The 10,080-nt window shown below is 70.5% G+C and carries 7 protein-coding genes; 3 read left to right on the forward strand and 4 right to left on the reverse strand.

The genetic code is table 11. From position 1 onward, the window contains the following. Positions 1-14: 14 nt before the first annotated feature. From AWX74_RS19990 to AWX74_RS20005, 4 genes are all read right to left on the reverse strand, one after another. Positions 15-1,313 (reverse strand): acyl-CoA dehydrogenase family protein, encoded by a 1,299-nt coding sequence (locus AWX74_RS19990; RefSeq protein ID WP_091278992.1) that lies wholly within the window; start codon positions 1,311-1,313, stop codon positions 15-17. A 101-nt stretch (positions 1,314-1,414) separates the two neighbouring features. Then, complete coding sequence (locus AWX74_RS19995; protein WP_091279070.1) at positions 1,415-2,461, reverse strand: NAD(P)H-dependent amine dehydrogenase family protein; 1,047 nt, start codon at positions 2,459-2,461, stop codon at positions 1,415-1,417. Between the two features lie 110 nt (positions 2,462-2,571). Beyond that, entirely contained in the window at positions 2,572-4,203 is a 1,632-nt protein-coding gene (locus tag AWX74_RS20000) for an AMP-binding protein (RefSeq protein ID WP_091278996.1), read from the reverse strand. Then, positions 4,196-5,383, reverse strand: coding sequence for an Rv3169 family protein (locus AWX74_RS20005; RefSeq protein WP_242666325.1), 1,188 nt, complete (start codon positions 5,381-5,383; stop codon positions 4,196-4,198). Before AWX74_RS20005 ends, AWX74_RS20000 begins: the two co-directional genes overlap by 8 nt. A 382-nt stretch (positions 5,384-5,765) precedes the next feature. On the opposite strand from AWX74_RS20005, the gene AWX74_RS20010 reads away from it, so the two are divergent. From AWX74_RS20010 to AWX74_RS20020, 3 genes are all read left to right on the forward strand, one after another. Further along, positions 5,766-7,403: an AMP-binding protein gene (locus AWX74_RS20010; protein ID WP_091278999.1), complete on the forward strand. Its 1,638-nt coding sequence runs from the start codon at positions 5,766-5,768 to the stop codon at positions 7,401-7,403. Positions 7,404-7,507: 104 nt separating this feature from the next. Further along, entirely contained in the window at positions 7,508-8,689 is a 1,182-nt protein-coding gene (locus AWX74_RS20015; protein WP_091279003.1) for an amidohydrolase family protein, read from the forward strand. 209 nt (positions 8,690-8,898) lie between these two features. After that, on the forward strand, positions 8,899-10,080 hold a 1,182-nt coding region (locus AWX74_RS20020; protein ID WP_091279006.1), incomplete at its 3' end, for a cytochrome P450.

Raw genomic sequence — 10,080 nt, forward strand, 5'->3', positions numbered from 1 at the left:
GCGCACTCGCGGCACTAGATCCCGGAAAGCTGGCACAGGTGCTCCCGATGCCAGGCCGGGTCACCGAAGAACGCCGCGTCGGTGGTCAGGCGGCGCAGGAACAGGTGCTGGTCGTGCTCCCAGGTGAAGCCGATCCCGCCGAAGATCTGGAAACAGTTCTGGGCCAGGGAGACGCCGTGTTCTCCGACGTAGGCCTTCGCCATGCTCGCCGCCTCCAGGCCGTAGTCCCGCAGGTCGGAGCCCGCCTCGGCCGGGTTCGCGTCCGTGGACCGCCCCGGCACGTCCGTGCCGGCGAGGCCGACCGCCTCGCCGAGGCGCTGGGCCGCGGCGGCCGTGATCGCCTTGCTCATCTCCAGCACCAGACTGGCGTCCGCCAGCACGTGCTTGAGCGCCTGGAACGAGCCGATCGGGCGGCCGAACGCGATCCGGTCCTTCGCGTACTGGACTGTCAGCGCGAGCTCGTAGTCCATCGCGCCGACCGACTCCGCCGCGGTCAGGACGCAGGCGAGGGCGAGCTGCCTGGCGATGAGCTCGTCGTCGCCGAGATCGGCCGCGTGCAGCCGGCCGGCGGACCCGACGGTGACGCCGTCGAACTCCAGGCCGACGAACCGGCGGGTGAGATCCAGCGATTCCAGGGGCTGCACACGCAGGCCGGGCGTGTCCGCCGGCAGCAGGAACTGCACGAGCGCCGGCCCGCCGCCGCCGTCGGTGGTCGCTGTGGCGTCTTCGGCCGCGGCGGACACGAGATACCAGCCGTCCGGGCCGGGGTTCTCCACGAAGGTGGCCCGCCCGGACAGGCGCCAGCCATCGCCGCTCCTGGTCGCCGACACAGGATTTCCCGGGCCACCGACACGGTTCGGCCACGGGCGGGCGCCCGGCACGCGGCCGGCTCCCGTCGGCACCGGCACCGACGCCGACGCCGACGGCACCGCGGGTGCCCAGGCCGCCGAGGCCTCCCCCGACAGCAGGGCGGGCAGCACCTTCGCCGTGTGCTCGCCGGTGCCCGCGACCGCGAGGGCGTACGCCACGACGTTGGTCCCGACAAACGGACCCGGCTGCAGCAGGCGGCCGCGGTGGTAGGCGACCAGGGCGGCGTCGAAAACCGCGTTGTCGGACATGCTCCCGCCGCCGAGGTCGGCGGGAACGAGCGGCGCGAACCAACCCAGCTCGGCCGCCTGGCGCCGATACGCCCTGGCGAAGGCGGGATCGGTGTACGCCTGCGCGCGGACCTTCTCCAGCGGACAGGTGCGTTCGATGAAACGCGCGGACGCGTCCACCAGCATCCGCTGCTCGTCGGTCAGAACATCATCCACGGCCGGCTCCTCGGCTGAGTCGTGCGTCTCGTTCGTCCACGGTCCGCCGCCGCGCCGGGTGTTCCGGGCACGCCGGGTCGGCTGTCGGCATCCGGCTGCGCTCAGACGCGGACGCGCCCGCGCGGCAACGGGAGCGGGATGTCGGTGTAGGTGACGATGCCGGGCGGCGCCGCGACGACCGCGGGGATCGCGTTCAGGGCCGGCAGCGCGGTCATGATCATTCCGAGAACCATGAAGTCGCCGAGCGTCTTCCAGGCGAAGTCAGGTGGCGGAGCGATGTCGACCCTGGTGCGGATCGTCGGGCGCCCCTGGACCTCGATGACGTACCCGGTCCTGATCTGCCAGTCCGGGTCGAGGGTCTGGCCCTTGCGCCACCGCACCCGCAGGTCGACGATCGTCCGCCCGCCGACCCTCCCCTGCCAGCTGACGGCGATGCCGGCGACATGGTCGGCGGCGATCCGCCACGAGCCGAGATCGACATCCTGGGTCGTCCTGGCGTACTCGGCCTCGCAGACGACCTCGTCGAACTCGACGCCGAGCGCGTCGCCGAGCAGCCGGACGGCATCCTCGAAGATGGCGGTGCCGGACCTGGTCATCTCCGGAAGCTCGGGATCATCCATCGGCCGGCCGAATCCCACCGGCAGCTCGGTCGCCGGGGAGTCGTAACCGCTGATGTCCGCCGTCTCGGTGACGACGATCCGGTCGACACGATCGCAGCCACTGGCGGAGACGATGGCGATCAGGTTCGCGAAGCCCGGATTGATCCCGCTGCCGAAGATCGAGGACTGGCCCCGCTCGCACGCCTCGATGATCCGGCGGCGGCCGGCCCCGAGAGAATGGCCCGTGATGAAGGCGGCCGTGGTGACGATGTTGCTTCCCGATTCCAGAATGCGCACCATCTCGTCGACATCCGGCCACATCGGGTTGTACACCACGCAGTCCGGCCGCAGGCCCAGCAATGCCTCGACGTCACTGGTCACCGCGACTCCCGTCGGGGCGACCCCGCATAATTCGCCGACATCTCGGCCCACCTTGTCCGGCGACCAGGCGAAACAGCCGACGAGCTCCAGGCCGGGATGCGCGATTATCGCCTCGACCGACTGCTTTCCAACATTGCCGGTCGTCCACTGCACAACACGAAACGTCATGTCCACCGTCCGTTCAGTAGTATCGGGCGGCTCCGAAGGAGCCCCCGCGCCCATTTCGACAGGCCGACGACCGCGCCGCGGTGCGGTCGTCGGCCTGGTGCGGTTTCGGGCTACCGCTTCTCGTAGGTGATGCCGGACGCCTCGACATCCCAGGTGGTGCTGGTGGGTCCCTCCGCACGCAGTTCACGCTTCAGGACCCGGCCCACCGGGCTGCGGGGCAGCTCGTCACGGAACTCGATATAGCGCGGAAGGACGAAATACGGGAGGGCGTCCACGCACCAGCGGAAAAGCTCCTCCTCGGTGAGCGTGGAGCCGGCGACGCGGGTCGCGGTGACCTTCACGTCGTCCTCGGTAAGCTTGCTCGGCACCGCGTGCACGGCCACGTCCGCGAGCTGACCGTGGCTCATGAGAATGCGCTCGACCTCGAAGCTGGCGATGTTCTCCCCACGGCGACGCAGGTAGTCGGCCTTGCGGTCGACGAAGTAGAGGTAGCCATCCTCGTCGATCTTTCCGATGTCGCCGGTGTGGTACCACCAGTTACGGCTGGTCTCGACCGTCACCTCGGGGCGGCCCCAGTAGCCCTCGAACATCACATGCGGCCGCTTCGGCCGGATCACGATCTCGCCGTCGGATCCGCGCGGCAGCTCGTTGTCCTCGTCGTCGAAGATCCGCACGTCGAAGTACTCGGTGTTGATGACGCCGGCGGCCCGCGGCCGGTTACGCACCCCCGGCGGCTGCCAGGAGATGAGGCTCGCCTCGGTCACGCCGTACGCCCCGGAGAACGTGTCGATCCCGAACCTGGTGCGGATCACGTCGTCGACCTCGGGCGGCAGGGGCGCCGCGCCCATGAGCCGCAGGGTCCGGTTGGCCTCCGGCGCACCCGAGCGCGGCATCTCCGGCCGGTCCACGTCGTGCGCCAGGAGGTAGGCCATCGTGCCCAGGGTCGAGGTCATCGTCGCGCCGGTGCGGTTCATCTCCGGCCAGAAGTTCGACACCGAGAACTTCCGATAGATCGCCGCTCTACCGCCGTACACCAGTGTTCCGACCACGGCCGTGACCAGCGCGTTGTAGTGGAACATCGGCAGCGGCGTCCACACCACGTCATCCGCCGTGCGGCCCCAGCTGTACCCGATCTGGCGGGACAACGCCTCGTGGTAGTTGTGGCTGAGCATGCAGCCCTTGGAAAGTCCGGTCGTCCCGCCCGTGTAGATGAAGGTCGCGAGGTCCGAGGGCCGGCGTGCCACCGGCGCCGTCAGCGGCTCACCGGCCAGCAGGTCGTCGAAGGGATGCCCGGTCGCGCCGGGGAACGTCGGGAGCTCGGGCCCGGTCACCAGCACATGGGCCAGCGCGGGCAGGTTCGCGGTCACTGCGGCGGCGCGGTCGGCGAGGTCACCGGCGACCACCAGCACGGTCGACCCCGAGTCGTGCAGTTGATGGCGCAGGTACTCGCCCTTGTAGGCGGTGTTGATGGGCACCGCCACAGCACCCGCCCACTGCGCGGCCCACCACGAGATCAGCATCTCCGGCGAGTTCTCCAGCAGGATCGCCACCCGGTCACCGGGGGCGACCCCGAGCGACCGCAGGCCGGCGGCGAGGCGCGCGGCGCCGTCCCCTACCTGAGCCGCCGTCAGCGCGCGGCCGCCGATGTCCAGGTACTCGCTGTCAGGCTCCTTCTCGATCCGCCGCACCAGCAGCTCCGTGGTGGTGTGCTGCTGGGCGCTGCCCCACACGCCGTCACTCACCTGACAGTTCCTCCTCGCCCTTCTCACCGCGGCCTGCTTCGACGCGGGCCTCTCCGTCGCGGTCCTCTTCGTGACCGCGCCGCTCCTTCGCCCCGTCCAACAGCTCGAGGAAGCCCCCGGGCCGGTACCGCCCGATGACGGCCTGCTCCAGCACGCCGAGGCCGGTCCGCTGGCCCCAGGTCGCCCGCACCACCTGCTGTACGTGCACCGTGTCGAACGCCAGGACATCCAGGTCGGCGGTCTTGTGCACCTCGCCGCCCACCGCGAGCTCGCCGTGCCATCTGCCGTGCGACCAGGTGGGATGCAGGTAGCCGGCGCCCTTCATGCGAAACGTCCGCAGCGGCTCCAGCCGCACCGGCTCGGCGCCGGGGATGACGAGCGAGGCTCGTTCGGAGCGCCGCAGCCCCGGCGCCCAACGGATGTCGTGGCGGGTCCCGGGGAGCTGGCGGAATCCGAGATCGGGCCCGGCGACCGGCGCGCCGGGCGCCAGTACCGGCATCACCACCGCCGTCTCCGCCCACGGCTGCCCGAGCTCGTTCTCGAACACCAGGTAGTGCAGGCACTCGTCGGCGAAGTTCAGCGGGGCCCACACGAAGAACAGCTGGGGAAGCGCGGTACGCGGCGCCGCCGGCGCCGGGTCGCCAACCCCTCGGATCCCCCAGGAACGGTCCTTCGTCCCGAAGGTCGCGGGAGCGATCCGGACCTCCTCGCCGCCCGTCGAGAACGCCCCGGACCAGCTGACCATCTGCGTGGCGCGCGTGACATCCATGGCCAGCCGCGTCCCCTCATGGCGGGTCTGGCGCGGCTCCTCATAAGCGGCGGTGCGGGCCGTCGCGACGAGGTCGGCGGTCAGCCCGTGTTCCGGGGAGTCGACCACGATCCGGCTCATCCGCATCGGCTCCAGGATCTCGATCGAGATCGGGCCGACGGTCGTGCGGGTCCGGTCCAGCGGAATCCGCCCGGAGGCGAACACCGAACGCTGTATCCCGTCGCGGACCACGCTGAAAGCGGCATCGATCACGCCACGGTTCGGATACAGGCCGAGCGCGACCGCGAAGTACATCTCCTCGTCGTAGCCGTTGAACCAGAAACGATCATAGAAGTCAGCGTGTCCGTCACCCGCGTGCGCGACGGGAAGCGCCGTCTGGTGCAGCGGGTAGTCATCAAAAGGGATGAGCAACGTCGGCTCCCTCTCCGGGCGGACCAGGTTCTCGTGTGCCAGACCGACCACCATGCGGGCGGCAGCCGGCGGCGACGGAACGCCGGGGCTCCCTCTGGGCCGGGCTGCGCCTCCACTCTCGCCGGGACGGATGCTAGCCGATAGATCTATATTTTTCCATGGCAGCCTCCCGTGCCTGAGCGGTCACACGCCGCCCGGAGGCGAGCCGCCCGGCACCACCTCGTCGGCGGCACCGAACCGGCCCCACCCCGGCCATCACCGGAACCGCCCCGCCGAACCGGCGGCCGATGGCACGGGGAGGTGCACCACCGAACCAAGACGTTGAATAGATTTAGACATCTTCGTAACATCGCCTCATGCCGAGGCGCTTCGAGGAGTCCTTATGACAGCGAACGAGTGGTCCCTGCCCGCGGTGCTCGACGTCGTCACCGACGTCGCGCCGGAGCGCGAGATGCTGGTCTGGACGACCGTGCGCCGCAGCTACGCGCAGGTACAGGACCGCACCCGGCGCCTCGCCGCCTTCCTCGTGAGCCGTGGGCTCGGTGTCCGCCATGAGCGGGCGGAGCTGGAGCGCTGGGAGTGCGGGCAGAGCCCGGTGGCGATCCTGCTGTCGAACTGCCCCGAATACATCGAGGCAATGATCGGCGCCTTCCGCGCCCGCGCGGTGCCGTTCAACGTCAACCACCACTACGCACCACGTGAGATCGGCGCGCTGCTCGACCAGGTCGGCGCCGAGGCCATCGTCTACCACCGGCGCCTGGGCCCGGCGATCGCCGCCGCCGGCGCCGCGGGGTGCCTGCTGCTGGAGGTCGACGACGGCTCCGGCGTCGAGCCGCTGCCCGGCAGCATCGCGTTCGAGGAGGCGATCGCCACCGCCGGGGACGTCGAGAACCTGCCCGAGCCGTCCCCGGACGATCTGTACCTCGTCTGCACCGGCGGCACGACCGGGACCCCGAAGGGCGTCCTGTGGCGGCAGGCCGACGTCTACGTCTCCGCGGCCGGCGGCGTCGACGGGGCCACCCGCGAGCTGATCGCCTCGATCGCGGGCAACGGCGCCGGCGCCTGGTTCGCGGCACCACCGCTGATGCACGGCGCCGCCCAGTGGACCGCGTTCGCCGGGCTGGACAACGGGGCCACGGTGATCCTGCACGACGACGCGAAGCCCTTCGACGCGCCGGGAATCCTCGAGACCATCGAACGCGAACGCGTGACGCTGATGTCCATCGTCGGCGACGCCTACGCCCGGCCCCTGCTCGAACAGCTCCAGGCCCGTCCCTACGACCTGTCCTCGCTGGTCCGCCTCGGAACCGGCGGTGCGGTCACGAGCGCGAGTGTCAAACACGGCCTGCTCGAGCTGCTGCCCGGTCTCACGGTCGTCGACGGCTACGGCGCCTCCGAGACGGGCGGCATGGCCTTCGGCGCCTCCCGGAAGGGCGCCGAGACCCGCGAGTTCGAGCCCTCACCGGGTGCCGCGGTGCTGTCCGCCGACCGCTCCCGCTTCCTCGCTCCCGGCGAGGACGAGATCGGCTGGGTGGCGCGGGTCGGACGCACCCCGCTCGGCTACCTCAACGACCGGGCGAAGACGGAGGAGACCTTCCCGATCATCGACGGCCAGCGGGCCGCCGTTCCGGGCGACCGGGCCCGCCTCACCACCGAAGGCAGGATCGAGCTTTTCGGCCGGGACGCGATGGTCGTCAACACCGGCGGGGAGAAGGTCTTCGTCGAGGAGGTCGAGGAGGTGCTGCGCCAGCACCCCGACGTCCTCGACGCGCTCGTGGTCGGCCGGCCGAGCGAGCGCTTCGGGCAGGAGGTCGTCGCGCTCGTCCAGGCGCGCCCGGGTACGTCGCCGGCTCCCGGGGAGCTCCGGGAGTTCGTCGCGCTTTCCCTCGCCCGGTTCAAGGCACCGCGCGCCGTCCTGATCTGCGACCGGCTCGGCCGCCACCCGACCGGCAAGGCCGACTACACCTGGGCACGCAAGGCGGCGGTGGACGCCGTGCCCGCCACCACCGTCAGGACGTAGGGCCGCCCCGTCCCGGGCCCGACGAGGCGCCGGGACGGTCGGCTCCGCACCGTCCGACAGCCAGATTCCCCCACGTCGGCAGACGCAATCACCAAAGGACTCCGATGACGAGCTACAAGCCGATCGACGCGGACAATCACTACTACGAGACGCTCGACGCGTTCACCCGTCACCTGGATCCGAAATTCAGGCACCGCGGCGTCCAGGTCGTGCAGGCCGGCAAGCGCGTGCAGCTGATCATGGGCGGGCGGGTGAACCGGTTCATCCCCAACCCGACCTTCGACCCGATCATCGTCCCCGGCTGCCTGGACCCGCTGTTCCGCGGCCAGATCCCCGACGGCGTCGACCCGCGCTCGCTCATGAAGGTCGAGCCCCTCGCCGACGAGTACCGCGACAAGGACAAGCGCGCAGACCTCGTCGAAGCGCAGGGCCTCGACTCGATCCTGCTGTTCCCCACCCTGGGCTGCGGCGTCGAACAGGCCCTCAAGGACGACATCGACGCAACCATGGCCAGCCTCCACGCCTTCAACCGCTGGCTGGAGGAGGACTGGGGCTTCAACTACCGCGGCCGCCTCATCAGCGCACCGATGATCTCCCTCGCCGACCCCGCGGCCGCCGTCACCGAGATCGACAGCCTGATCGAGCGCGGCGCACGGATCGTCCACGTCCGCCCCGCCCCCGTTCCCGCCGAGAACGGCACCTCACGCTCCCTCGGCGACAAGCGCTACGACCCGGTCTGGGCCCGCCTCGCCGAAGCCTCGATCCCGGTCGCCTTCCATCTCGGCGACAGCGGCTACGAAGCCTCCACCACCGTCTGGGGCGGCTCCGAACGTTTCGAGGGTTTCGGCCAGGTCAGCGTCCTGACCCGCGTCCTCGTCTCCGACCGCGCGATCCACGACACCATCGCCTCCCTCGTCATCGACGGCGTCTTCACCCGCCACCCCACCCTGCGGGTCGCGAGCATCGAGAACGGCTCCGACTGGGTCGCCCTCCTCGTCAAGCGCCTCCGCAAGCAGGCCAACCAGACCCCCTGGACCTTCACCGCCGACCCCCTCGACACCATCCGCGAACACGTCTGGGTCACCCCCTACTACGAGGAGGACCTCCGCAAGCTCGCCGACCTCATCGGCGTCGAACGCATCCTGTTCGGCTCCGACTGGCCCCACGGCGAAGGGCTCGCCGAGCCCACCGACTTCTACAAGGAACTCGACGGCTTCACCGACGACGAGACCCGCAAGATCATGCGGGACAACTGCCTCGACCTGCTCGGTACGGCCGGTTCCTGAGCGACGCGACACCCGCGGCTGCGCACTGGTTGTGGGTGGACAGCGCTCGGAACCACGACCACGACGTCTGACACGGGGCGCCGGCGCGCATCTGGCCGCCGGCGCCCCGCGCGGTCGATTCCCGGCCTCACTTCCCGGCCCCAGGGCTCTGCGCCAGTGGGCCGATGGGCCGCCCGTCCCACCACCGCACCAGACGAGAGAGACCGACGATGAGCCTTGACGAGGCCGGCGGCGTCTTCACCGACCCCACCGCCTACGCGGACGAGCAGCGTTTCCACGCCGCCACCGCGCTGCTGCGCCGTGAGTCCCCCGTCCACCGGGTCGAGACCGAGGGCTTCGCCCCGTTCTGGGCGATCACCCGGTACGACGACGTCATGGAGATCTCCCGCGACTCCGCGCTGTGGCACAACGCGCCCCGCACCGCCGTCAACCAGGACCCGGCCGCCGAAGCCGCACCCGTCCGGACCCTCGTCCAGATGGACGACCCGGACCACTCGATCTACCGGCACATCAGCGCCGACTGGTTCAAGCCCGCCGGCGTCCGGCGGCTCTCCGACCGGATCGCTCAGCTCGCGAAGCGCTACGTCGACCACATGGCCGACCTCGGCGGTGAATGCGACTTCGTCCAGGACGTCGCCGCGCACTACCCCCTCTACGTCATCCTCTCCCTGCTCGGCCTGCCCGAACAGGACTTCCCCCGGATGCTCAAGCTCACCCAGGAGCTGTTCGGCGCCGACGATACCGACCTTGCGCGCGGGGCCACCGACACCGCCGCCGCGGATGCGCTCCTGGACTTCTTCCAGTACTTCCAGAAGGTGATCGCCGACCGCCGCGCCAACCCCGGCGACGACCTCGGCTCCGTCATCGCCAACGCCACCGTCCACGGCGACACCATCGGCGAACTCGAAGTCGTCGGCTACTACGTCCTCATCGCCACCGCCGGCCACGACACCACCAGCGCCGCGATCTCCGGCGGCCTGCACGCCCTGCTCGACAACCCCGACCAGTGGCAACGCCTCACCGCCGACCCGGCAGCCCTCGTGCCGACCGCGGTCGACGAGATGATCCGCTGGACATCCCCCGTCAAGCACTTCATGCGCACCGCCACCCGCGACACCACCATCCGCGGCGTCCCGATCCCCGCCGGCGACGCCGTCCTGCTGTCCTACCCCTCGGCCAACCGCGACGAGGACGTCTTCACCGACCCGCAGACCTTCGACGTCGGCCGCACCCCCAACAAGCACGTCGGCTTCGGCTTCGGCGCCCACTACTGCCTCGGCACCCACCTCGCCCGCCTCGAAGCCCGCGCCCTCTACACCGAACTCGTCCCCCGCCTGCGCGAGGTCGAGCTCGCCGGCACCCCCGAGTACATGCAGACCGTCTTCGTCGGC

This window comes from Parafrankia irregularis (genome assembly GCF_001536285.1).
Taxonomy (GTDB): Bacteria; Actinomycetota; Actinomycetes; order Frankiales; family Frankiaceae; genus Parafrankia; species Parafrankia irregularis.

Coding starts and splice junctions, on each gene's coding strand:
- AWX74_RS19995 (WP_091279070.1), bottom strand. CDS start 2,461: ATGACGTTTCGTGTTGTGCAGTGGACGACCGGCAATGTTGGAAAGCAG.
- AWX74_RS20010 (WP_091278999.1), top strand. CDS start 5,766: ATGACAGCGAACGAGTGGTCCCTGCCCGCGGTGCTCGACGTCGTCACC.
- AWX74_RS20015 (WP_091279003.1), top strand. CDS start 7,508: ATGACGAGCTACAAGCCGATCGACGCGGACAATCACTACTACGAGACG.